Consider the following 23,442-nt stretch of genomic DNA (forward strand, 5'->3'; position numbering starts at 1 on the left):
AACAGCGGGTGTGCAATGCTTCCAAAGAGGCCTCCGCTGCTTTGCAGCCAGGCTTGATTCCGAAGCTGGCTTGGATCAGACGCATGGACCCTGTATGAAATCAGCCAAACTAATCTTGATGGTGGTGTGTTCTGTCGGTGCGTGCGTTTGGCTCTCTCAGCAGAGTAGAGCCGCTGATGTACCTGGCATTACGCAAGATGCAGGTCGTGGATATGAGATCGCAGTTCCGAACGGCACACCCGTCAACGCAGGTGCCTACAACCAGATGATCGTGGCCCAAGGGCACGAGCATTACTGTGGTTCGGGGAAGTGCGACAGGTTGCCTGAACTGGTTTCCGGCTCCGCGCCTACTTACCCGCCAGAGCTCATAGCTGCAGACATCACTGGTAGCGCGACGTTGGTCTTCACCATCGACGAGCAAGGGAGCGTCGTGGATGCGCGTGTTGAATCTGCAACACGCCCGGAATTTTCGGACGCCTCGCTTGAGGCGGTCCGCACTTGGAAATTCACTCCTGCAACATTGAGTGGGAAGCCGATCCGGATGGAAACCCGTCAACAGTTTCCCTTTGAACTGCGCTGAGGGTGCGTCTGGGCCAAGGTGCCAGGGGCTGAACTGTTTCCGGCGGCGGATGCGTGCTGCACTCCTGCCGCTCGCGGTAGTTTGAACGGCAGAGTCCATGGATCGGCCCGGAGTTGTCCAACCTGCAGTCCTCGCCACGCTGTTGCGCAGCTACGATCTGGCGTGCGGTGTGGTTCTGCCCGAAGAACTGCGTGCGTCCTTGGGATTCCCCCCGCGCGAACCCGAGGGGCTTACTCCGGCGTGTTCTGGAACGAGGACAGTCGCGCCTCGAGCGCGGCTTGGCGGGCACCGCCGCCGTGCAGACGGATGAAGTTCTCGGCACTGACGGCGCGGCCAAGCAGCACCCCTTGCAACTGGTCACACCCCAGCCGCTCCACGTAGGCGCGTTGCGCGGCGTTTTCGATGCCGGCCGCGACCACGGACATGTTCAACGCGTGCCCCAAGGCCACGATGGCCGAGACGATCACCACGTCTTCGTCGCTTTCTTCCAGGGTCAGCACGAACGCACGGTCGATCTTGATCTCGCTGGCGGGCAGCCGCTTGAGATGCAGCAGGCTGGACACGCCAGTGCCGAAATTGTCGATGGAGATGCCCACGCCCAGTGCGGCGACATTGCGCAGGACCGCGATGGTGCTCTCGGTGTCACGCATCATCGCGCTTTCGCTGATCTCGAGGATCAAGCGCGCCGGTTCCAGTTCATTGCGCTCCAGCGCATTGCGGACATCATCCAGCAGCTGTTGTGAACCCAGTTGGCGGTCGGACACGTTCACCGAGATGTTCCACTCGTTGTGGCCGGCATCCTGCCAGCTGCGCATCTGTCGACATGCCTCGTCCAGAATCCAGGTGCCGAGCACGTTCATCAGGCCGTTCTGTTCGGCCAGGCGGATGATCCGTTCGCTGGGAACATAGCCATGCTCGGGATGGCGCCAGCGGATCAGCCCTTCGGCACCGCTGACTTGGCCACTCTCGGCATGGACACGGGGCTGGTAGTGCAATGAAAGCTGGGCGGTACCGATCGCCTTGCGCAGGTCTTCGAGCAGGTATCGATCCTGTTCGACGTTGTCATTCATCCAGTCGGCGAACACTGTGTGCGTGTTGTGCCCGGCCTGTTTGGCGTAGCGCATGGCGGTTTCGGCCATCGCGATCAGCTGCGCGGGCGAGTTGCCATGGTCCGGATGCAGGGCCATGCCCAGGCTGCCGGTGATGCGCAGCTCGCGGCCACCGCCGCGCGCCGAATTGACCGCCAGGATGATGCGCTCGGCATAGGCATCGACTTCATTGGCGCTCTTCAACGTGGTGGCGATGATGAACTGATCGCCGCCCAGCCGGCCTACCAGGTCTTCGGGTGGAAGCATCCGCCGCAGCCGCTCGGCGATGTCCATCAGCACGGCATCACCCACGGGCGAACCGAACGCGCCGTTGATGTGGCGGAAGCCGTCCAGATCGATCGACATCACCGCGAAGGCGTTGCCATCCTGCAGCAGCTGTTCGATGCGTTCGTGGGAAAGCTGACGGTTGGGCAGGCGGGTCAGGGCATCGTGCTGGCTGGCATGGAACAGCTCCTTGCGGGCATCGTCCAACGATGCGGCCAGCATCGAATTGCGCAGGTGCAGAAGACGCGACTGCATGCGCTGTTCCTGCAGCGAGAAGATCAGCACGATGGCCATGACGCCCACGGTCAACAGGACCACGCAGGCGGCCAGCCACTCGGTGGGGACGCCGCCGCTGGCGGCAGCGCCACAGACCGCATCGGCAGGAAAACGGGCGGCTGCCATGCCGGTGTAATGCATGCCGACAATGGCAAGGCCCATCACCACCGAGGCGATCAGGCGAGGCAGCAGCGCGTGTTCAATGGTGCGCAGGCGGAAGGCGATGTACAGCGCACTCCATGAGGCGCCGACCGCGATCACGATGGAAAGCACGAACCAGACCTGGTCGTAGTCGATGGCCGGTTGCATGCGCAGTGCCGACATGCCGACGTAATGCATCCAGGCAATGCCCAGGCCCATCAGCAGTGCGCCCAGCGCAAGGCGCAGGTGCGGCAGCGTGGCCCGGGAAACCAGCCACAGTGCGAACAACGATGCAGCCACCGCGACCAGCAGCGACTCAAGGGTGAGCCAAAGGTCGTAACCCAGCGGAATGGGTAGACGGAAGGCCAGCATGCCGACAAAGTGCATGGACCAGATGCCGGCCCCCATGGCTACGCCGCCGGCAAGCAGCCAGCGGGCGGCAGTGCGCCGGGGCTGGGTTGCGGACACCCGCGAGGCCATGTCCAGCGCCGTGAACGAGGCCAGGATGGCAACGAGGATGGAGAGCACCACGAACAACGGGTTGTAGCTGCCGACGAGCATCAAACCCACTCCCTTTAGTGTCCGTACCGCATGGCGTCATGCCCCCGCATGACGAATGGCCAATCCAGTCCGCGCTGGCCTACCGGGGCAGACTATCGCGAGCTACCCCGATGGCGGCAATAGCCAGAGGACGCAATAGGAAAACCGGACGCGCGAGCTGTGGAGTACATCACATTGTTACCTGCCGTGCCGCATCGAACGTCATGTCGAACAGGCGCTGCACCGGCGGGCCCATTTCTCCTGACAGCAACACCAGCAGCAACAGCCCCACCAGCAATGCGACCGGCAGGCCCAGCTGGATGGGATTGAGCGCCGGCGCGGCACGGGCGAGCACACCGAAGGCCAGGTTGATGGCCAGCATGGCCACCACCAGCGGCAGGGCCAGTGACAGTGCACCGCGGAAAATCTGCAGCGCCAGTGTCGGGGCAATGCTGGCAACGGCATGCGGGTCGGGCAGGGCGGTGCCGATCGGCAGTGCCTTGTAGCTGTCGACCAGCAACGCAATCACCGCCAGGTGGCCATTGCTGGTGAAGAACAGCAGGCCGAACAACAGATAGAACCACTGTCCGATGACCCCCGAGCTGCCACCGCGCAGCGGGTCACTCATCTGCGCGAACGCCAGGCCGGTGCTCTGCGCGATCATCTCGCCGGCCATCGCGCCCGCTTCAAAGATCAACCGTAAGAGGAAGCCCATGGTGATGCCAACGGCCAGCTCGCGCAGGATCGTGAGTACGGTGATCGAATCGAAGCCATGGAACAGCGGTACCGGTGGCAGCACCGGGGCCAGCGCGACCGACAGCGTCACCGCCAGCAGCCCTCGGACGCGGCCTGGCACCGCACGGGTGCCGATCATCGGCATGGCCATCAGCATGGCGCCGATACGCAGCATGATCCACAGGGTGTTGCCGATGATGGCGAAGGCCTGTTGGCCGTCGACGACCATCTGGGTGGCGGAATCCATCGCCGGGCTATCCGATCAGATGGGGTATGCGCTGGAACAGCTGGACGGTGAATTCGACCAGGTGGCCGATCAGCAGGCTACCCAGCGCGAACAACGCGGCGGTGAGCGCAGCGGCCTTGGCGACGAAGGCGATGGTTGGTTCATTGAGCTGGGTGGCAGCCTGGATCACACCCACCACCACACCGACCACCAGGACGGTAAGCAGCAGGGGGCCGGCGACCCAGAGGGTGGCGACGAGGCCGCCACGCAGTTCGGTTAGGGCAAGTTCGGGGCTCATGCAGGCATTGGATGCAAGGTTGGTGCCAGAGGCGTGACGGGATGATGGCGGTGCTGCCCGCGCGCTCTTGCGCAAAGCGCAGGGAGGGGAAAACGACAAAGCCGCGACGTGGTCGCGGCTTTGTCAGGAGGCATCAACGAGCGTGGATCACACCGCGTTGAAGCTCGCCGCCAATGTGCCGACCACCAGCACCCAGCCATCCACCAGCACGAACAACAGAATCTTGAACGGTGCCGACACCAGCATCGGCGACAGCATCATCATGCCCATCGACATCAGTACGCTGGATACCACCAGGTCGATGATCACGAACGGGATGAAAATCAGGAAACCGATCTCGAACGCGGTCTTCAATTCGCTGGTCACGAACGATGCCACCAGCACCGGGAACGGCACCGCGTCCGGACTCGCATAAGCGCCATGCCCGGCCAGCCCGGCAAACGTCATCAGATCGGTCTCGCGTACCTGCGCCAGCATGAAGGCACGCAGGGGCGCCGTGGTCAGCTGCCAGGCGGTCTGGAAATCAATCTGGCCATCCAGGTAGGGCGCCATGCCGGTGGACCAGGCTTTGTCCCATACCGGCATCATGATCATTGCGGTGAGGAACAACGCCAGTCCCAACAGAATCTGATTGGACGGCGTCTGGCCGGTGCCAAGCGCCTGACGCAGCAGGCCCAGCACGATGATGATGCGGGTGAACGCGGTGAGCACCAGCAGCATCGATGGCAGCAGGGTGATGGCCGTCATCAGCAGCAGGGTCTGCAGCGGCAGGCTCACCGGCTGGCTGCCGATCTTGCCGACATTCACGTCAGGCAATGCAGGCATCTGTGGCGTGCCCGGTGCGGCAAAGGCGAACAACGGCAGTGCCAGCATCGCCAGCAGCAGGAACAGTTGCCAGCAATGGCGCTGGCTGAAACGAAGACCCGGCATGATCAGGAATCCTTGCGCAGCTTCTGCGAGAGCAGCTGTGCGAAATTCGGAAGGTGTTTGAGTGTGGGAAGCGCCGGAGCCGGCGTCTGCGGTAGCGGCTCGGGCAGGGTATGCAGGGCGCTGATGCCGCCGGCCGTCACGCCCAGCAGCAGTTGCTGGCCGTTGACGTCCACCACCACCACGCGCTCTTTGGCGCCGACGTTGATGCTCGCCACCACCTTCAGGCCTTCGGCCGGGCGGAACGCACCACCGGGCAGGCGCTTGAGCACCCAACCCAGGCCGATGATCAAACCCAACACGACCAGCAGCATGAACACCGCGCCGAACATGCTGGGCGTGCTCGCCGCATGTTGGCCGACCGGTGCTGCCGCCTTGGCGGCAGGCGCGGCGAGGGCGAGCAATGCGATCAACGCAGTCTCCGGATCCGCTCGCTGGGGCTGACCACATCGGTCAGACGCACGCCGAAGCGATCATTGATGACCACCACTTCGCCATGGGCGATCAGGGTGCCGTTGACGAACACATCCAGTGATTCGCCAGCACCGCGTTCCAGTTCCACCACCGAGCCCTGGTTGAGCTGCAGCAGGTTGCGGATCGGCAGGCGCGCACGGCCGACTTCCAGCGACAGCGTCACGGGGACGTCGAGGATCACGTCCAGATCGAGGTCGGTGCCGCTGGCGGCATCGGCCTGCAGATTGGCGAACTGTGCCGGCGTGGCGGAGGCGACGGTATCGGGGGCTTCGGTGTCATTCATTGGATGTGTCCTGGATCACGGGAACGTTGGGACGCTTGCCCGGCGGATGGGTTGCGGTGATCTTGATGGCGTTGCGCTCGTTGGCGACACCGAACTGGCCGGTGAATACCGGGATGCCTTCCACGCACAGCGGGACTTCCTTGGGCATGTCGATGGGCAGGATGTCGCCGATCTTCAGTTTGGTGAGTTCACGCAGGCTCATGCGGCGGTTGGCCAGCACGCTGGAGAGTTCGACTTCGGCGGTGTTGAGCTGTTCGCGCAACATGATGGCCCAGCTTTCATCGCGGTCATTGCGGTCGCTTTGAATACCGGCATCGAGCAGTTCGCGGATCGGCTCCAGCATCGAATACGGCAGGGTGATGTGGATGTCGCCACCGCCGCCGTCGAGTTCGACGTGGAAACGGCTGACCACCACGTACTCGCGCGGGCTGACGATATTGGCGAAGTGCGGGTTGATCTCGGAGTTGATGTAGTCGAAATCGACGTTCAACACCGGCCCCCAGGCCTCGCGCAGATCGGCGAAGGTCTGCTTGAGCATCAGCTGGATCACGCGCATCTCGGTCGCGGTGAATTCGCGGCCTTCAATGCGGGTTGGGTAGCGCCCGTCACCACCGAAGAAGTTGTCGACGATGGCAAACACCAGGGTCGGTTCGAAGACGATCAGGCCGGTACCGCGCAGTGGTTTGAAGCGGATCAGATTCAGATTGGTCGGCACGTACAGCGAGTGCAGGTAGTCGCCGAACTTGATCAGTTCGATGCCACGCACCGACAGCTCGGCCGAGCGGCGGATCAGGTTGAACAGGCCGATGCGCCACAGGCGGGCGAAGCGCTCGTTGACCATTTCCAGCGTCGGCATGCGCCCACGGATGATGCGGTCCTGGCTGGCGAAGTCATAGGAGCGTGCTTCGCCGGGTGCCGGGGCCGGCTCGGCGGTGCTGACATTGCCGGAATCGACACCATGCAGCAGGGCATCGATTTCGTCCTGTGACAGCAGGTCGTTGATGCTCATCGTGTTCCCTTACTGGGTGACAAAGCTGGTGAACAGCAGATCATCGGCCGACTTCTTGCCGGTCTCGGCCTTCATCAGCTTCTGCACCTCGGCCAGTGCCGAGGCCTGCAGCGCTTCCTTGCCGGCGCGGTCGGCGATCTGTGCCGGCTCGACCTGCGAGAACAGCATCAGCAGCTTGGCGCGGATGGCCGGTGCGTGGGTCTGCATTGCCTGCAACGCCAGCGGATCACGCGTCATCAGCTGCACGTCCACCTGCAGGTAGCGGGGGCCATCGACGGGGCCGTTGAGGTTGACCACGAACGAGGGGTCCAGCGCGAAGTACTGCGCCGGAGCAGGCGTCGCTGCGACCGGCTTGTCGGCCTTGGCCACGCCCTGTCCCTGGGTGAAATACCAGACGGCGCCACCGGCACCGCCGGCAGCGACCAGTGCGATCAATGCGATTACCAACAGCGGACGCCGCGACTTACCCGTCGCCTCCTGGGTCGGTTCGGGTTTACGGGATTTGTCGGCGGCAACAGCCACGGTGTGCTCCTCGAGAATGCTGCCCGTTCACATGCAAGGGGCGTGCCGGAGGAGATGTGGCGACTGGTGGCGGAATGTTGACGGGGGCGGGGTGGGCCGCTGCGAACCCAGTCGCCTGGCCTTCATGACAGGCCCCAGGCCGGGAAGTACCGGGCTCCAACAGCGCCGCATTGCGCGCGAGCGGGCGACGGCAGGCCGTGCCATTGGTCTGGCGCTAGCGGCCTCGCGGCCGAGCTGGGACAGGCGGCGACAGCCAGCGCGGTGCTGGCTTCCGCGCGTCGTCTCAGGCGTATGCGTCCAGCAGTCCGCGCATGCGCAGGGTCTGGGTGCTGGGTGCCGGCATGTCGACAGCGGGATCCTGGCCATCGGCAAACCCGCCACCGGAGGCAGCTTGGCCATCACCACCTTGCTGCTGCGAGGTCGGTTGCTGGCCGACATCGGCCTGCGCCAGTTGCAGGCCCTGTTCGCCCAGCATCTCGCGCAGGCGTGGCAGGCTGCTTTCCAACGCGTGGCGGACGTCGGCATGGGCGCTGCTGAAGCTGGCATGGACACGATCGCCGTCCAGTTGCAGTTTCACTTCGACTAGACCGAGGTCGTGCGGGGTGATGCGGATATGGGCGTGCCCGATCTTCTGGTCGGCCATCCAACCGACGCGGGCGCCGAAGGTTTCATCGAAGTCGCCGCTGTTGATGTCCGGCGTGGCGGTTGGGGGTGGCACGCTGCCGCCCGCCGCCGTGGCGCGCAGTTCGTGCAGGGCCGGGTTCTGCAGCAGCGCATTGAAGGTTGTGGGCGCAGGGCTTTCCGCGATATCGAGTTTGCTGCTGGCCGCGTCATCGGCGCCCTGTGCGATGGCTGCGGTCAATGCCGCCGGCAAGGGCTCGGCGCTGTCGGCGGCCGGTGCCTGTGCAGCGGTGATTGCCGCTGTGGCCGGCAATGTCGTGGCAACGCCCGGTAGCGCGGGGTTGCTGCCGGGGCGGGTGTCGCCCTGCGCAGCCGCGGCGGGCGGCACGATTGGCGCAGGCGCGGCCTCGGGTGCGGGCAGCAACATGGCTGACAGGCCCAGCGGCGGCCACGGTGCTTCGTCAGCCTGCTGCCCGGTGTCGGCGTTGTCGTCCTGGCCGTTGGCGGGCGCAGCGGGGACAGCGTCTTCGCTTTCGCTGGACCGGGTTTCATCGCTGGCCGAGGAGGGCTGGCTGGGCTTGGTGTCCTGGCCTGCAGGCGGCGACGGCTTATCGCTCCTCTGCGTGGCCGGCGAGTCCTGCAGCAGCGCGTCGAAGCCTGATTTGGATTTGCTGCCGGCGTTGCCATTGGTGCGTGGGCCATTGCCGGTCTCAGCATTGCCGCTGCCCACCGACAGGCTGGAGGTCAGCACGTTCATGCGTCTTCCCCTTCGGCCGCCGCCGCGGCCTGCGCGACACGCACGCGGCGCGCGCCGATTTCATCCATCTCGCGTTGGTCGCGGCGGTCTTCGGCTTTCTTTTCCTGCGCGCGGTAGCTGGCGGCCAGCTGCTCCAGCACCTGCTTGTCTCGGCTGGCGAGCAACAAGCGGGCGCGCTCGGCATCCACGCGTTCGCGATTGCTGTCCACGGTCTTGCTCTGCGCTTCCACGGCGTTGTCCAGACGATCCAGGAACGCGCGGCGGTTGAGCAACTGCGCGGCGCTGGTCGTGGACATCTGCGCGTTGGCATATTCCTCGGCGTACTGGCGCAGTTCGGACAGGCGCGATTGGTGGACGTCCAGTGCCTGCTGGCGCTCGGCCAGTTCTTTGGCGACTTCGTCCTGGCGATCCTGCGCGTGACGGAGCAGGGGATCCATGCGGCGTGAAGGGCTCATGCGGCGCTCTCTTTATCTACCAGCTGTTGCAATGCGTTGAGGCTGTGGCCGAGGTCGGCGGCGGCATGCACGTCCTGGCCGAGGAACTCCATGATCTCCGGCCAACGGTCCAGCGCTTCATCGGTGACCGGGTCGTTGCCGCGCTGATAGGCGCCAATGGCGATCAGGTCGCGGTTGGCGGTATAGGCCGACACCAGTCGTTTGAGTTTGCGGATGCGCAGGCGCCAGGTGTCGTCGGCGATGTCCTGCACCACACGGCTGACCGACGATTCCACGTCGATGGCCGGATACAGGCCGCTGTCAGCGACACGGCGTGACAGCAGGATGTGGCCGTCAAGAATGGCGCGGGCAGCGTCGGCAATCGGATCCTGCGGATCGTCGCCTTCGGTCAGCACGGTATAGAACGCGGTGATCGAGCCGCGACCCTTGGCGCCGTTGCCGGCGCGTTCCACCAGTGCGGGGAGCTTGGCGAAAACGGAAGGCGGATAGCCACGCGTGGTCGGCGGCTCGCCGACGGACAGGCCGATTTCTCGCTGCGCCTGCGCGAAGCGGGTCAGTGAATCCATCAGCAGCAGGACGTTCAGGCCCTGGTCGCGGAACCATTCGGCGATGGCAGTGGCGCGGTAGGCGCCATGCAGGCGCGCCAACGGCGGCCGGTCGGCGGGACTGGCGACGACGACGGCGCGGCGCAGGCCTTCTTCGCCCAGCGTGGTTTCAACGAAATCGCGTACTTCGCGGCCACGTTCACCGATCAGTCCCACCACGATCACGTCGGCGGCGGTATAGCGGGTCATCATGCCAAGCAGCGTCGATTTACCGACACCGGAGCCGGCGAACAAGCCCACGCGCTGGCCACGGCCAATCGGTAGCAGCGCATTGATCGCGCGCACACCCACATCGAGTGGCTGGATGATCGGTTCGCGGGCGAGCGGGTTGATCGACACGCCAGCCATGCTGACGTTGCCTTCGGCGCGGATCGGGCCCTTGCCGTCCAGCGGCACGCCGTCACTGTCGATGACGCGGCCGAGCAGGCCTTCGCCCACTTCCACGCCGCTGCGCCGGTACGACGGCACCACGCGTGCGTTGGGCAGCAGGCCGTGCAGTTCCGCACTGGGCATCAGATAGGAGCGGTCACCGGAGAAGCCGACCACTTCGGCATCCACCCAGCCACCGTCGATGATTTCCACTTTGCAGTTGGCGCCCATCGGCGCTTCACAGCCAACCGCTTCCAGGGTCAGGCCGACTGCTCGCCGCAGGATGCCTTCGCGGACGAGGCCGTGGCCGCCCGTCGCATCAAGCGAAATACTGTCCAGGCGCGAGGCCAGACGCAGGTTGCGCGCAGCGGCCCATTCGGCCGGGGCAGGCGAGGGGGCAGCGGTCATGGGTTGGCTCCGGCACGGCGCAGCACCGTGCTCAATGCCGCGCGCAGGCGTGCATCGAGCGTGCCATCGATGCGCACGGTTTCGGCATGCACGCGCAGATCGCCACGGCTGAGGCCGGTGTCGGCGGTCAGGCGCTGGCCTTCGGGTAACGACAGCAGGCCGCTGAGCGCGGCGATATCGTCCGGATGCAGACGGACTTCGACATCGCGGTTGGCGCCGCTGACGGTGTCCAGTGCTTCGTTGACCAGCTCGGACAGCAGTGATGGATCGGCCTCGTAGGCGCGGCCGATCAGCGAGCCGGCGATGCGCACCGACAACTCGCCCAGCGCGCCGACCACTTCGTTTTCCAGGCGCACCAGTGGCCGGCTGAAGTTGTCCAGGATGCCTTCAATCTGCGCGACCAGACGGCGTACTTCAGCCTGGCCCTGCGCATAGCCTTCGGTGTGGCCTTGCTGGAAGCCTTCTTCCTGCGCGGCATCGCGGATGGCCTGCACCTCCTCCAGCGTCGGCAACTGCAGCGGCGGCGGTGCCGGTTCGGCAGCGGTGATGGTTTCGATCAAATCCGATGCGAACGTCGGCGCGGATGTTTCGCCGGGCACCCGCGTTGCATTCAGGTCAGGCGCATGCCAGCGCACGGCGTTGTTCACAGCATTGCCTCCGCGCTGCCACCGAGAGTGACGGTGCCTTCATCGGCCATGCGCTTGACGATGGCCAGGATCTCGCGCTGCGCGCCTTCGACGTCGGACAGGCGCACCGGGCCACGGGCTTCCATGTCCTCGAGCAGGATTTCCGCGGCGCGCTGCGACATGTTGCGGGTGATCTTGTCGCGCACCTTGATGTCGGCGCCGCGCAGCGCAAGGCCGAGGCGTTCGCCGCTGACTTCACGCAGCACCAGCTGCATTTCGCGGTCGTCCAGGTCCACCAGATCGTCGAACACGAACATCAGGTCCTGGATGCGGTTGCCCAGCGGCGCGTCTATGCGCGCGATCTCGCTGAGGATCGTCTGGTCCTGGCCGCCGTCCATGAAGTTGAGGATGTTGGCCGCGCACTGCACACCACCGATGTTGGATGACTTGAGATTCTGGTTGCCGGCGAATTGGCGCTCCATGATCTCGTTGAGTTCGTTCAGGGCATTGGGTGGAATGCCGTCCAGCGTGGCGATGCGCAGCAGCACGTCAACGCGGGTGCGGTCGGGCAGCAGCTTCAGCGCATCGGCGGCCTGGTCGGTTTCCAGGTGGGCCATGACGATGGCGATGATCTGCGGATGTTCATTGCGGACCAGGTCGGCCACCGCACGCGGGTCCATCCACTTCAATGCATCCAGGCCGGTGGTGTTGCGGCCGAGCAGGATGCGGTCGATCAGGTTGCTGGCCTTTTCGTTGCCCAGCGCCTGCACCAGCATGTTGCGGATGTAGTCGTCCGAGCCGACGCTCAGCGAGGTCTTGTTGCCCAGCTGAGCACCGAAGTCGTCCATCACCTGCTGCACCTGCTCGCGGGTGACATCGCTGAGCGTGGCCATGGCGATGCCGATCTTCTGCACCTCCTTGGGTTCCATGTGGCGCAGCACTTCGGCCGCATCGGTTTCACCGAGCGACAACAGCAATACGGCGGCGCGCTGCACGCCGGTCATGGGAACTACATCAGTCATTTGCCACCCAACCCTTCACTACCTGTGCCACGCGCTTGGAATCGGTGCGCACGGCCTCGCGCGCCATGCGCAGACGTTCTTCATAGGCATCGACCGGCAGGGCGAGCTTGGCGTCGTTGTCCAGACGCAGGCGGTCCGCCGCCAGCTCGGGCATCTGCACGCCATCGTCGAGCACTTGCACATCGGCGCTCAACGGATCGTCGCTCCTGCCTGGCAGGGCCTTGGGCGGGCCGGAAATCTGGCGCAGGGCCGGGCGCAGCACGCCGAACAGCAGGGCTAGCACCACGATGGCGCCCAGGACCAGGCGCAGTGCATCGCGCAGCTGCGGGTTCTCCCACCAGTTGGGCGCTTCCACCGGGATGGCTTCACGCACGAACGGCGCGTTCATCACCGACACGGTGTCGCCACGCTCGGCGCTGAAGCCGACGGCCTGCTTGACCAATGCTTCGACGCGGGTGAGCTCGGCCGCGCTGAGCGGCTGGTCGCTGACCTTGCCGTTGGCGCCGGCACGCGGCACGTGATCGACCAGTACCGCCACCGACACGCGCTTGACCCGGCCTGCCGGCTGGCGGGTGTGCTGCAGGGTGCGGTCCAGCTCGTAGTTGCGGGTGGCGTTCTTGGAGGTTTCGGTCGGTGTGGCGGCCGTGGCCGGCGGAGGTGTTGCCGCAGCGCCCGGGGGCGTGTTGCTGGCCGCGCCGGGGATGCCCTGCGGGCCGGCGGTGCTGGTGGAGTTTTCGCTGATCTGCTCGCTGCGTATTTTCTGCGGCTCGGCGTTGTACAGCTCACGGGCTTCTTCGGTGACGGAGAAGTCCATGTCCACGCTGACTTCCGGGTTGACCCTGCCGGCGCCGGCCATCGGCTCCAGCAGTTCGCGGATGCGCTGGTTGTACGAACCTTCCAGGCGACGCACCTGGTCGAACTGTGCAGCGTTGAGCGCGGCATCGCTGTTGGGGTCGGCGATGGTGAGCATGCGGCCGCTCTGGTCGACCACGGTCACGCGCTCGGGTGCGAGATCGGGAATGCTGGACGCAACCATGTGCACGATGGCATCCACCTGGTTGCGCTCCAGCTGCTGGCCGCCACGCAGTTCCAGCACCACCGAGGCGCTGGCGACATCGCGCTGGCGGGTGAAGGCACTGGGCTTGGGAATGGCCAGATGCACGCGCGCATCACGCACCGGGCGCAGCGTGGAGATGGTGCGTACCAGCTCGGTTTCCAGTGCGTGCTGGTAACGGGCGCTTTCAACGAACTGGCTGACGCCGAAGCCAGGGTCGCGCTCCATCATTTCAAAGCCCAGGCGACCGCTTTCGGTCAAGCCGGAGCCGGCCAGCTTCAGGCGTGCGTCGTGGACGTTCTTCTCCGGCACGCTGATGGCGCCGGTGCTGGCATTGAGTTCAAACGGGATCTGCGCCGCACGCAGCAGGTCGGTGGCCTCGGCGGTCGCCTTCTGGTCCAGCCCGGTGTAGAGCGGCATCATCTGCGGCTTCTGAGCCCAGAAGAACACGAACAGGCCCGCCGCCACGGCCACGGCGATCATCGCCATCAATCCCAGGCGACGGGTGATCTGCAGGCTTTGCAGGCGGTCGAACCAGGCACCGGCCTGCTGGGTGTTCAACGAGTCTTTGGGAAGCGCGAGGGCCATGCGTTTCTATCCTTACAGCGGCATGTTCATCACGTCCTGGTAAGCCTGGACGAGACGGTTGCGGACTTCCACGGTGGCGCGGAACGCCAGCTGGGACTGTTGGGAGGCGACCATCACCTTGGCCAGATCTGCACCGGCTTCGCCGCGCTCAAAGGCGGCGGCCAACTGCCCGGATTTCTGCTGAGCCTCGTTCACACCCTTGATGGCGCCCTGCAGGGTCTGGCTGAACGACGGCGCATTGATGTTCTGGCCTTCACTCAGCCCCTGGATCGCATTGCTGCGCGGCATATCGGCAGGCGGCGCAACCTGGCCTACCTGGGTCTGCAGGGTTCGGATCTGGGAGAGAACAGAGGTGATGGAATGAGACATCGAAACGGATTCCAGAGAGAGAACTTTCTGCCTTCACGGTTGCAAGTGGCGTGCCACGAATGTGAAGACATTTATCCGACACCACGGTGCCAAACGATGTCTGCAATCCTGCGTGTTGTCGGGTTTCCGACGTCACAGTAGGGCTAGCGTCGACGACCAGGCGCGGTTTCAGCAGCGAGGGGGAGAGGGTGCGAGCGACGACGCTGGCGTTACGGTCCGGTCCGCGCGGAGGGGAGGCTGCTGTGCCGGGCCATGTGCGGAGGGCAGTCCTGCCCGAGTTTCGCTGCAGCATGCTTGCGCTCAGTGGCATGACCCCCATCGGCGGATGCTGCGCGCGGGAAGTAGTGCAGGGTGATCGCGACAATCAGCGAACCGCGGTCGGGCGGGTGCCAGGATTTCCTCCTGGCCTGTGGACCGGCCTGCATCATCGGCATGTCCCGGCAGTCCGGTTGCGGAATGGACGGCAGGGGCGACAGCAGGACATCAAGCTGAATGAGGCAGGCTCCACTCGCTCATGGCTGCCTGCCGGGGGCAGCCGAAGTGCTGATCAGCCGGTCGCTTCCAGCTGATCGCGTTCGATGCCGTATTTGCGCAGCTTTTCCACCAGGGTCGTACGCCGCAGGCCGAGCAGTTGGGCCGCATGTGCAACCACACCCTGGGTACGTTCCAGCGCTTCGTTGATCAGGGTCAACTCGATGCTGGCCATATGGTCACGCAGGTCCAGCCCAGTGCTGGGTAGATGGGTCTGCTCCTGCGCCGGCGCAGCGACGCCACCGTTGTTGGCGCGCGCCGGCGCTGCGGCAACGGATGTCGCCACGGCCATCGACTGCAACGGACGTTCGTCATCACCGTTAGCAGCCTGCACGGCCAGCTGATCGCCCCGGTAGCGGCTGGGCAGATCCTGCACCCGCACCAGACCGTTGGGATGCAGCACCGCAAGGCGTTCGACCAAGTTGGTCAGCTCACGCACATTGCCCGGCCAGGCATAGCCGGCCAGTGCCTGCAGCGCTTCATGGGTGAAGCGCACTTCACCGCGACCGGTACGCGCCAACTGCGCGGCAATGGTTTCCACCAGCGCCGGAATGTCGGTCGTGCGCTCGCGCAGTGCGGGCACGTCGATGGGAAACACGTTGAGGCGATAGAACAGATCCTCGCGGAACTTGCCCTCGGCGATGCGGCTTTCCAGGTCGCGATGGGTCGCGGCGATGACGCGCACGTTGCAGCGGATGGTCTGGTTGCCACCGACGCGCTCGAAGCTGCGTTCCTGCAGCACGCGCAGCAGCTTCACCTGCATCGGCAGACTCATGTCGCCGATCTCATCCAGCAGCAGCGTGCCGCCCTCGGCCATTTCGAAACGGCCCTTGCGTGCGCTCAGCGCGCCGGTGAAGGCGCCCTTCTCGTGGCCAAACAACTCGCTTTCCAGCAGGTCCGGCGGAATCGCGCCGCAATTGATCGCAACGAACGCGCCGTCGCGGCGGGGCGAGCGCTGGTGGATGGCACGCGACACCACTTCCTTGCCGGTGCCAGATTCACCCAGCACCAGCACGGTGGTGTCGAAGTTGGCGACCTGCTCGATCAATTGACGCAGCTCGGTGACAGCCGGGCTGTGCCCGGTGGGGCCGGTGTCGTCGTTGGTGCTGGCCTGGTGCTCGGCATCGAGTCGGTTCAGGCTGGCACGACGCAGCAATGCTTCGACCTGCGCGTGCCGCATCGGTTGTTCCAGCGGCCAGACGTTGGCTTCATGCAGACCGTAGTGGCGAGAGAACGCCAACGGGTCGCTTCCGGCCAACAGAATCGGCGGCGGCAGCGACGCGGCGGCCAGCCAGTTGAAGAAGCCTGCAGCGCGGTCGGCATCTTCCAGTGTGCCAACCACGATCGCCATCCAGTCATTGGCACGGTGGCGACGTGTGTCTATGTCCTGTGCGTCACTGACCCAACGTGGGTTGAAGTCCATGAACTCCAGCAGCGCGATGGTGCGCTCCGCACGCACGGCATCGGCATCGATGACAAGAATGCGCGACTCACTCATGACTCGGGTCCTTCAGGGTTTCCAGGATCGGCATGACTTCCTGGATGTAAGACAGTTTGCTGACGAAGTTGTCGGCACCGGCGCGCAGCGCATGCTCGCGGTGCTCGGAATCGTCGAAGTGGCTGGCGATCACGATATAGGGCGCGTCGTCCTGGCTCTTGATCAGGCGCGTGGCCTGCAGCCCGCCCATTTCCGGCATGGCCAGGTCCATCAGCACCACCTGTGGGCGCAGCGCTTCGGAACGCTCGATCGCTTCCAGCCCGTTGGCGGCACTACCGACAACCTGCAGCCAGTCGATCTTGCGGAAGTGGCGCATGGCGGCGTTGATGAAACCTTCGTGGTCGTCGACCAGCAATACGGTGAGCTTGCTCATGGGAATCCTTGGTTTCAGCCCACACGGGCCAGCGAGGGCTTGGCATTGCACCGGCGACGCTCTCGGGCCGGGGCGATATCGAGCTGTTCGCGGTATTTTGCGACGGTGCGGCGTGCAATGTTCACCCCCTGGCGTGCCAGCAGCCCGGCGATGGCTTCGTCGGCCAGGGGGCGCGCGGCCGGTTCGGAGTCGATCAGGCGCTTGACCATGGCCTTGACGGCCTGACCGGAGACGCTGGCACCTTCCAGCCGCACCGCGAAGAAGTGCTTGAGCTCGAACGTCCCGCGCGGGGTCTGCAGGTATTTGCCCGAGGTGATCCGCGAGACGGTGGACTCGTGCATGCCGATGGTGTCGGCCACTTCTTTCAGGGTCAGTGGCGCCATGGCCTCTTCGCCATTGACCAGGAAGGCGGCCTGACGCTCGATGATCACGCGTGCGGTGCGCAGCAGCGTGTCGTAGCGCATCGACAGCCCGCGGGTCAGCCAGCGTGCCTCCTGCAGCAGCTCGCGCAGCGGTTGTGCGGCGTCCCCTGAGCTTTCGGCCACCACGCGCTCGTAGCTGGCGTTGATGCCCAGTCGCGGCGTGGTTGCCGGGTTGAGCGCGATGCGCCATTGGCCATCGGCGTGCCAAGCCACCACATCCGGGATGACGGTCAATTCCGGCTGCGGGAGCAGGATTTCGGCCGGACGCGGCTGAAGCGACAGCACCAGGCGGAATGCCTCGCGCACGTCGTCCAGTTCCGCATCCAGTACCTGCGCCAACGCGGGCAGGTCGTGGTTGGCCAGCAGCTGGAGATCGGCATCCAGCAGGCGCACTGCAAGATGACGCGCGGGGACGCGGCCTGGCAGGGAGGTCAGCTGGGCCAGCAGGCACTCACGCAGATCAACCGCCGCCATGCCGGCCGGCTCGCCATGCAGCAGGCGTTGACGGACCATTTCAACATCGCTGCTGGTGCGGTCCAGGCGCGCGCAGGCCAACTGCGTAAGTGCCGACAATGAACCCTGCAGGTAACCGGCGTCGTCGCACTGCTCCAGCCAGTAGCGGGCAATGCCGAGGTCGGCTTCATCCAGCTCCAGGGCGAGTGCCTTGAGGATGCGCAGCTGAGGATCGCTGGATTCGCCGGCGGCGATACGCGCCATGTGGTCGTCGTCAGCGCCGTTCCAACTGGAGGCGGGCACGTCCCACATGGTGCTTTCGGGCAGCTCATCGAACGCGGCGGTTTCAATCTGCGCCTCGTCGGTGGTGCTGGCCGGGGCGGTCTCTTCGCGCTCTTCGCTCAACTCCAGCAGCGGGTTGTTCTCCAGCGCCTGTCGCACCTCCAGCTCCAACTGCATGCCATTGAGTTGCAGCAGGCGGATGGATTGGAGCAGGGCGGGGGTCAAATGCAGCTGTTGACCCAGTTGTGCGGACAGTGTGGTTTTCATGCGTTTTCCCCGGTGCGCCGCTTCAATGGCGCGTTGTGGAACGCATCTTGCGTGGCCGCTGTCAGGCCCGTAATAGGTGCCCACCTGAGGGGAGTGGTTGTCGGACCTACGTCATGTAGGGGTTTCCCCTACAAAGCGACGGTTATATGACGCCAGTAGTGCCTGGATAACGCGCAAGCAATTGATTTTAAACGATTGCATTGCATGCCGTGCCGGAAATCCGTTTCTGTGACGTCGCGCAGGTTTGAGGGCGCGAGCTGGCTCAGGCCAGGTCTTTTTCGTGGCGCACGGCAAGCAGCAGCAGGTCATTTGCGCGACGGCAACCCAGCACTTCCATCATCCGGGCGCGATGGGTTTCCACTGTTTTTACGCTGATGCCGAGTTCGGCGGCGATTTCCTTGGTGGTCCGGCCATTGCCCAGGTAGCGCAGGATCTGTCGCTGACGCGGTGACAGTGCGGCAATGCCGGTCGGGCGCGCGCGCGACAGCAGCGGGGCCAGCATCTTGGCGGAGATCTGCGGGCTGAGGAACACCTGGCCGGCATGTGCCGCCCGCAGCGCGAGCTCCAGCTCGGCCGGTGCCGCGTCCTTGACCAGAAAACCTACCGCGCCGCGATCCAGTGCATCGCGCACATGCGCGGCATCGTCATGCATGGACATGATCACTGCACGTGCGTGTGGAATGCGTTCGCGGATGTCGCTCAGTGCGTCCAGGCCGCTGCGGCCCGGCAGTGACAGGTCCAACAACACCAGGTCGGGGACATGGAACAACGCCATTTCCAATGCCTGCTCGGCATTGCTGGCTTCGGCGACGACCTCGATACCGTCGAACGACTGCAGCAACCGGGTCAGCCCGGCCCGCACCAATGTGTGGTCGTCAACGATCAGAACGCGCACGGGAATCGGTCAACTCAACGGAATGCAGCACCTTAACGGAGCGGGGGAGCAGGCGCCAGCAGGCCAAAAGTACTGTGTGTTTCAACGATTGCGTCGACTGTCGGCAATTTGACGACGGTGCAGGCGAAACAGATGTCTTTCCAAGGCTGAGCCAAGTGCATCGCTGGCATTGTGCAGCCGCAACCACAGGTGAGACTGGCCAGCGGTCCCCGTCTCGGCAAGCACCAGTACCGGCAGTTCGATGTTGTCGGGCAACCATTCGGCCGGTTGCAGTCTCACTACGCCTGCCGTGCCCGGGGATACGTTGGCGGGCTGTTCAAGATCGATGCGCAGGCCGTGACGCGACCAGCGCATTGGGCGTGTGGGCAGCGTGGCGTTGGATTGCTGCAGCAGGCGCCCCAGCAACACCAGGGTCAAGTCCATGCGCGCTTCAAGGCGCTGCAGTTGTGCGCTGCTCTCAGCGCGCTCCTCGCTGTCATCGCCACTGCGCGAATCCTCCACCAGTGCAACGCTGCGCAGGAGCACTTCCGATGCCCCCGGCCTCTGCACGCTGGCACCGGCCTCAAACACCACGGGCAGGATGACGTCACAGGTCAATGTGTCGTCAAACAGTTCCACTTCAGCAGGGTGCGAGAGGCTGTCCGGCGTCATGGCAATGCGCCGGCTTGTTGGTAGGCGTTGACCGCGCGCGTGGTGCGCTGGCCTTCGCGCACGAGTGAGGCAGCTGCTTCACGCTGGATGCCCAGCTTGCCGAGAATGCTCTGCTGACGCTGCAGCAACGTGCGTAGTGCAGATGCCTGGGCCGGATCAATGGGCTGTTGCAGCAGCGCGTGCAGGGCGTCGTCGTGGCGGCCGAGGATGGCTTCGGCGTTGTCCAGTTCCTGCTCACCGAGCGCGTGCTCGAACGCATCAAGGTGGGCATTGAGCGCGGCGACGGTCATGGTGTCGCCTTGGCCGGCTGCCGCTGGTCGTGGGGAATGGCGTTCCATGCACTGTCGATTTCGGTCAACAACTGCAGGGCTTCATCCAATGCGCTGTGATCGTTATGCAGGTTGGCGTCAGTTAGGCGCTGCAGCACGTAGTCATACAGCGCCGACAGGTTGGCGGCGATCTCGCCGCCGGCCTGATGATCGAGTGAGCCGTTGAGGTGCCCAACGATGGCGCAGACCTCGCCAATGGCTTTGCCCTTGCGTGCCTGGTCGCCACGCTCAAGGCTGGCCGATGCCAGGCGCAAGCGGTCCAGCGCGCCGGACAGCAACAGGGCCACCAGTTTGTGGGGGTCGGCTTCGGCGACCGCGCTGCTCACGCCCACATGGCGGTACTGTTCTGCGTATTGACGGCTGGAACCGTACATTGGCTGATTCTCCTGGTACGCACCCGTTTGGGTGGCTTGCGCGTCGCAGTGCGACGGTGACGTTTCTAGCCTGTTATCGGTGAGCGTGGCGCAAAACTTGAGTGCCACGCGTCCGTGACTGCCTGTCAGCCGGACAGCTGCGCCAACTGTTGCTGCAGGGCGGCGCTGCTCTGGCTGAGCTTGCCCATCAAGGTGTCCAGGGCCAGGAATTGCTTCTTGTATCGCTCCGCCACGCCTTCCATACGGGTATCCAGCGCCTTTCTGCGCTTGTCGATGTCGGTCAGGTTGGCGTTGAGGCTCTTGGTGCGGGAGACGAATGCGCCTTCCTTGCCGACGGTGGTGTTGACGTAGCCGTCCACGACCCCGAACAGTTTGCCTGCGCCGCCAAGGTCCCCTGTGATGGCTTGACGGATCTTCTCCGGCTGGTTGGCCAGGGCCGCACCGAACTTGGTAGTGTCCAGGACAAGGCTGCCGTCGGCGTTGGGATAGCCACGGGTCTGCAGGCCCAGCGTCTTGGGATCCAGGCCGGATGCGGACAATTCCTTGAGTACACCGCTCATCATCGAGCGGAGCTGGCTGGATGCGCCGCGCATCTGCGCGTCGCCGGTCAGCGCGGATGGCTCCTTGTTCTCGGCGTCATACTTGGTGGCGCCGTTGATCGCTGCCAGCGCGGCGTTGTACGCGGTGACGAAATCCTGCATGACCTTGGTGGCTGCCGCCACGTCGGTGCTGATGGTCACCGTGCTGGTGCCTTCCTTCTTCAGGTTCAGCGTCAGCCCCGGAACCGCATCGGTGATGGTGTTCTCGCTGCTCACCACGGAGACGCCGTCAATGGTCAGCTTGGCGTCGGTGGCCTTGGTGTGCTCGGTCATGGAGCCGACCAGTGCGGTCAGGCCCGGATCGCTACCGGCATAGGACAGCTGGATCGCGTTGGCCGTGCCGGATTTTTCCTGTGCGATCGACAGGTACTGGTTGTCACCCGAACTGATCAGCGTGGACTGCACGCCTTCCTTGCGGCCGGTCGCGTCGATCTTGTTGCGGATGGTGGTGAGGGTGTCACCTTCCTCGACTTCGATGTTCAGTGTTTTCTGCTTGTCGCCGGTACCGACGGTGAGCGTCAAGGTGCCAGCCGCGAAGGTCTGGGTCTTGGGCACGGACGTGTTGGCGATCCACTTGTTGGCGGTTGCCAGGGAGTCAACCTTGATGATGTGCGTACCGTTCGCAGCAGCGGTCTTGCCGGTGACGTTTTCAATCAGCGAGACCGAGGCGGACAGGATCTCGTCGGTGCCGGACTTGCTGGCGGTGACAGTGCGCGTGTCGAACGCGGTGTTGGCCTTCAGCGCTTCCAGCGCGGTCTTGAGCGTGTCAAACGCCGATTTGACCGTGCCGATGGCCGAGAGCTGCAACTTGGCCTTGGACTGTTGAAGGTTGAGCGCGTTGTCGGCGGGTTTGCGGTCAGCAGCTACCAATTGGCTGACCATGCCGGAAATATCCAGCCCCGAACCGATGCCGCCGTAACCAAAGTCTGCCACGTTGTATCTCCTTGTTCCTGGCCGGGCCGGATGGCCGCTGACCACGTCGTCAACGAAAGTAGCGGCTTGCGCCGCCGGGTCTTGAGGACTGGATTGATGCAGGAGCTGTGCCAACGGCGCGGGACGGTTCTGGCACGCGGGTTGCAGGAGCTGGGGGGCAGGGTGCGGGCGATATGCCGCAGGCTGCTGGTGGTCTGCAAGAAAACCCTCCCCCAAAGCAGGGGAGGGATCAGGCTACTGACAATCGGAGGGAGACGAAGCCGTCCGGTACGTACAGTCAAAAAAACCACAACGCTGAAACTTCAAGAGCCACAGGGGCTGGCGATGCCGGGCCGGTCTCGGGGAGTCCCCGGGCCGGGCATGGCCTGCACCTGTGAAGCGGTTTCCAGAGCCCCTCTCCCGTTTGCAGGAGAGGGGTTCCGGCTCTTCTGGCCCCCTTCTCCCGCGAGCGGGAGAAGGGATCAAGCAAAGTGCACCAGTTGCTGAATCAACGCAGCAGGCTCAGCACGTTCTGCGGCACCTGGTTGGCCTGGGCCAGCATGGCCGTACCGGCCTGCTGCAGGATCTGGGTGCGGGTCAGTTCGGCGGTTTCCTTGGCGAAATCGGTGTCCTTGATGCGGCTGCGCGACGCCGACAGGTTTTCCGTCGAGGTCTGCAGGTTGGCCACCACCGAGGTGAAGCGGTTCTGGATCGCACCGAGGTCAGCACGCGTGCTGTTGATCGAGCTCAGCGCCTTGTCGACGATTTCCAGAGCCTGCTGGGCGCCCTTGACGCTATCGATGTTGACGTCCTTGAGCAGCTTGCCCGTCGCGCCGGTCGTTGCAGTGGGAGCAGCGGAGTTGAAACCCGTAACACCTGCGCTGGTACCGGCAGTGACGCTCATGGCGCTGAAGTTGCCGTTCTTGTCGACGCTTTCCTTCACCGAGGTCAGGTTGATCTTGCCGGCGGCGGCGTCGATTTCAGCATAGACACCGGTTTCGCCGATCTTCGCGTTGACAGCAGTGGCCACGGCGGCCACCAGTGCCTTCTGGTCGTCGGCCGGAACGCCGGTCGAGGTGATCTCGACCTTGTCGATGGCCACTGCGGCGGTGAGGCCGCCACCACCGATCTTCAGACCGTCGAAGCTGATGGTCTTGCCCTTGTCGGCAGCCACCGAGCCACCGGCTGCGATGGTGATCGCAGTGACGTCAAACCCAGCATTGCCCAGTGCGTCAGCCTTGGCGTCGACCACCTTGTCGATGGCGATGGACTGACCGGCATTGGCGCCCACCTGGAACAGCTTGCTGGAGAACGAGCCGTCCAGCAGCTTGGTGCCGTTGAACTCGGATTGCTTGGCAACGCGGTCGATTTCGCTGACCAGCTGCGTCACTTCGGCCTGCAGCGCCTTGCGGTCGCTGGCCGAGTTGGTGGCGTTGGAGGCCTGCACGGCCAGTTCACGCACGCGCTGCAGGTTGTTGCCGATTTCGCTCAGCGAACCTTCGGCGACCTGCGCCAGCGAAATGCCGTCGTTGGCATTGCGGATGGCAACGTCGGTGCCGCGGATCTGGGTGCCGAAGCGCTCGGAGATGGCCAGGCCG

General features: G+C 64.6%; 25 protein-coding genes. 1 reads left to right on the forward strand and 24 read right to left on the reverse strand.

The genetic code is table 11. The annotated features are described in order from the left end of the window. Nucleotides 1-94 precede the first annotated feature (94 nt). Nucleotides 95-580: an energy transducer TonB gene (locus ABB26_RS14760; RefSeq protein ID WP_057635465.1), complete on the forward strand. Its 486-nt coding sequence runs from the start codon at nucleotides 95-97 to the stop codon at nucleotides 578-580. A gap of 230 nt (nucleotides 581-810) precedes the next feature. Here the strand turns inward: ABB26_RS14760 and ABB26_RS14765 are convergent, their stop codons facing one another. The 24 genes from ABB26_RS14765 to ABB26_RS14885 form a co-directional block, all read right to left on the reverse strand. Beyond that, nucleotides 811-2,931 carry a putative bifunctional diguanylate cyclase/phosphodiesterase gene (locus ABB26_RS14765; RefSeq protein WP_083490860.1) on the reverse strand — a complete coding sequence of 707 codons (2,121 nt, stop codon included), beginning with the start codon at nucleotides 2,929-2,931 and terminating at the stop codon, nucleotides 811-813. A 169-nt stretch (nucleotides 2,932-3,100) separates the two neighbouring features. Next, nucleotides 3,101-3,892 carry a flagellar biosynthetic protein FliR gene (fliR, locus tag ABB26_RS14770; protein ID WP_057635466.1) on the reverse strand — a complete coding sequence of 264 codons (792 nt, stop codon included), beginning with the start codon at nucleotides 3,890-3,892 and terminating at the stop codon, nucleotides 3,101-3,103. 7 nt (nucleotides 3,893-3,899) lie between these two features. Beyond that, nucleotides 3,900-4,169, reverse strand: coding sequence for a flagellar biosynthetic protein FliQ (locus ABB26_RS14775; RefSeq protein WP_057635467.1), 270 nt, complete (start codon nucleotides 4,167-4,169; stop codon nucleotides 3,900-3,902). A 147-nt stretch (nucleotides 4,170-4,316) separates the two neighbouring features. After that, nucleotides 4,317-5,042, reverse strand: coding sequence for a flagellar type III secretion system pore protein FliP (fliP, locus tag ABB26_RS14780; RefSeq protein ID WP_425477266.1), 726 nt, complete (start codon nucleotides 5,040-5,042; stop codon nucleotides 4,317-4,319). A 59-nt stretch (nucleotides 5,043-5,101) separates the two neighbouring features. Further along, nucleotides 5,102-5,509, reverse strand: coding sequence for a flagellar biosynthetic protein FliO (gene fliO, locus ABB26_RS14785; protein WP_057635469.1), 408 nt, complete (start codon nucleotides 5,507-5,509; stop codon nucleotides 5,102-5,104). After that, entirely contained in the window at nucleotides 5,506-5,853 is a 348-nt protein-coding gene (gene fliN / locus ABB26_RS14790; protein ID WP_057635470.1) for a flagellar motor switch protein FliN, read from the reverse strand. The genes fliO and fliN overlap by 4 nt, the downstream gene beginning before the upstream one ends. Further along, nucleotides 5,846-6,862, reverse strand: coding sequence for a flagellar motor switch protein FliM (fliM, locus tag ABB26_RS14795; RefSeq protein ID WP_057635471.1), 1,017 nt, complete (start codon nucleotides 6,860-6,862; stop codon nucleotides 5,846-5,848). The genes fliN and fliM overlap by 8 nt, the downstream gene beginning before the upstream one ends. Before the next feature lie 9 nt (nucleotides 6,863-6,871). After that, nucleotides 6,872-7,384, reverse strand: a complete 513-nt coding sequence (locus tag ABB26_RS14800) for a flagellar basal body-associated FliL family protein (protein ID WP_057635472.1) — start codon at nucleotides 7,382-7,384, stop codon at nucleotides 6,872-6,874. A 283-nt stretch (nucleotides 7,385-7,667) separates the two neighbouring features. After that, nucleotides 7,668-8,762 carry a flagellar hook-length control protein FliK gene (locus ABB26_RS14805; RefSeq protein ID WP_057635473.1) on the reverse strand — a complete coding sequence of 365 codons (1,095 nt, stop codon included), beginning with the start codon at nucleotides 8,760-8,762 and terminating at the stop codon, nucleotides 7,668-7,670. Further along, nucleotides 8,759-9,217 (reverse strand): flagellar export protein FliJ, encoded by a 459-nt coding sequence (fliJ, locus tag ABB26_RS14810; RefSeq protein ID WP_057635474.1) that lies wholly within the window; start codon nucleotides 9,215-9,217, stop codon nucleotides 8,759-8,761. The genes ABB26_RS14805 and fliJ overlap by 4 nt, the downstream gene beginning before the upstream one ends. Then, on the reverse strand, nucleotides 9,214-10,599 hold the full coding sequence (fliI, locus tag ABB26_RS14815; protein WP_057635475.1) for a flagellar protein export ATPase FliI: 1,386 nt from the start codon (nucleotides 10,597-10,599) through the stop codon (nucleotides 9,214-9,216). The genes fliJ and fliI overlap by 4 nt, the downstream gene beginning before the upstream one ends. Beyond that, nucleotides 10,596-11,246, reverse strand: coding sequence for a FliH/SctL family protein (locus tag ABB26_RS14820; RefSeq protein ID WP_057635476.1), 651 nt, complete (start codon nucleotides 11,244-11,246; stop codon nucleotides 10,596-10,598). The genes fliI and ABB26_RS14820 overlap by 4 nt, the downstream gene beginning before the upstream one ends. Next, a complete protein-coding gene (gene fliG / locus ABB26_RS14825; RefSeq protein ID WP_057635477.1) occupies nucleotides 11,243-12,229 on the reverse strand; it encodes a flagellar motor switch protein FliG in 987 nt (328 codons plus the stop codon). The genes ABB26_RS14820 and fliG overlap by 4 nt, the downstream gene beginning before the upstream one ends. Nucleotides 12,230-12,239: 10 nt before the next feature. After that, nucleotides 12,240-13,889, reverse strand: coding sequence for a flagellar basal-body MS-ring/collar protein FliF (gene fliF, locus ABB26_RS14830; protein ID WP_057635478.1), 1,650 nt, complete (start codon nucleotides 13,887-13,889; stop codon nucleotides 12,240-12,242). 12 nt (nucleotides 13,890-13,901) lie between these two features. Further along, nucleotides 13,902-14,258 (reverse strand): flagellar hook-basal body complex protein FliE, encoded by a 357-nt coding sequence (gene fliE, locus ABB26_RS14835; RefSeq protein ID WP_057635479.1) that lies wholly within the window; start codon nucleotides 14,256-14,258, stop codon nucleotides 13,902-13,904. A gap of 547 nt (nucleotides 14,259-14,805) precedes the next feature. Continuing rightward, nucleotides 14,806-16,287, reverse strand: a complete 1,482-nt coding sequence (locus ABB26_RS14845) for a sigma-54 dependent transcriptional regulator (RefSeq protein ID WP_057635481.1) — start codon at nucleotides 16,285-16,287, stop codon at nucleotides 14,806-14,808. Further along, nucleotides 16,280-16,660 carry a response regulator gene (locus ABB26_RS14850; RefSeq protein ID WP_057635482.1) on the reverse strand — a complete coding sequence of 127 codons (381 nt, stop codon included), beginning with the start codon at nucleotides 16,658-16,660 and terminating at the stop codon, nucleotides 16,280-16,282. The genes ABB26_RS14845 and ABB26_RS14850 overlap by 8 nt, the downstream gene beginning before the upstream one ends. Nucleotides 16,661-16,674: 14 nt before the next feature. After that, the gene (gene rpoN, locus ABB26_RS14855) at nucleotides 16,675-18,084 is read right to left on the reverse strand and encodes an RNA polymerase factor sigma-54 (RefSeq protein WP_057635483.1); all 1,410 of its coding nucleotides are present in this window, start codon (nucleotides 18,082-18,084) and stop codon (nucleotides 16,675-16,677) included. Between the two features lie 262 nt (nucleotides 18,085-18,346). After that, entirely contained in the window at nucleotides 18,347-18,979 is a 633-nt protein-coding gene (locus ABB26_RS14860; protein WP_057635484.1) for a response regulator, read from the reverse strand. Between the two features lie 81 nt (nucleotides 18,980-19,060). After that, on the reverse strand, nucleotides 19,061-19,630 hold the full coding sequence (locus ABB26_RS14865; RefSeq protein ID WP_057635485.1) for a PilZ domain-containing protein: 570 nt from the start codon (nucleotides 19,628-19,630) through the stop codon (nucleotides 19,061-19,063). Next, the gene (locus tag ABB26_RS14870) at nucleotides 19,627-19,920 is read right to left on the reverse strand and encodes a hypothetical protein (protein ID WP_057635486.1); all 294 of its coding nucleotides are present in this window, start codon (nucleotides 19,918-19,920) and stop codon (nucleotides 19,627-19,629) included. Before ABB26_RS14870 ends, ABB26_RS14865 begins: the two co-directional genes overlap by 4 nt. Beyond that, nucleotides 19,917-20,333, reverse strand: coding sequence for a flagellar export chaperone FliS (gene fliS, locus ABB26_RS14875; protein ID WP_057635487.1), 417 nt, complete (start codon nucleotides 20,331-20,333; stop codon nucleotides 19,917-19,919). Before fliS ends, ABB26_RS14870 begins: the two co-directional genes overlap by 4 nt. 125 nt (nucleotides 20,334-20,458) lie before the next feature. Then, a complete protein-coding gene (gene fliD, locus ABB26_RS14880; RefSeq protein WP_057635488.1) occupies nucleotides 20,459-21,865 on the reverse strand; it encodes a flagellar filament capping protein FliD in 1,407 nt (468 codons plus the stop codon). Between the two features lie 487 nt (nucleotides 21,866-22,352). Next, a partial coding sequence (locus tag ABB26_RS14885) for a flagellin (protein WP_057635489.1) occupies nucleotides 22,353-23,442 on the reverse strand: 1,090 nt, incomplete at its 5' end.

The organism is Stenotrophomonas humi (genome assembly GCF_001431415.1).
In the GTDB taxonomy this organism is placed as follows: Bacteria; Pseudomonadota; Gammaproteobacteria; order Xanthomonadales; family Xanthomonadaceae; genus Stenotrophomonas; species Stenotrophomonas humi.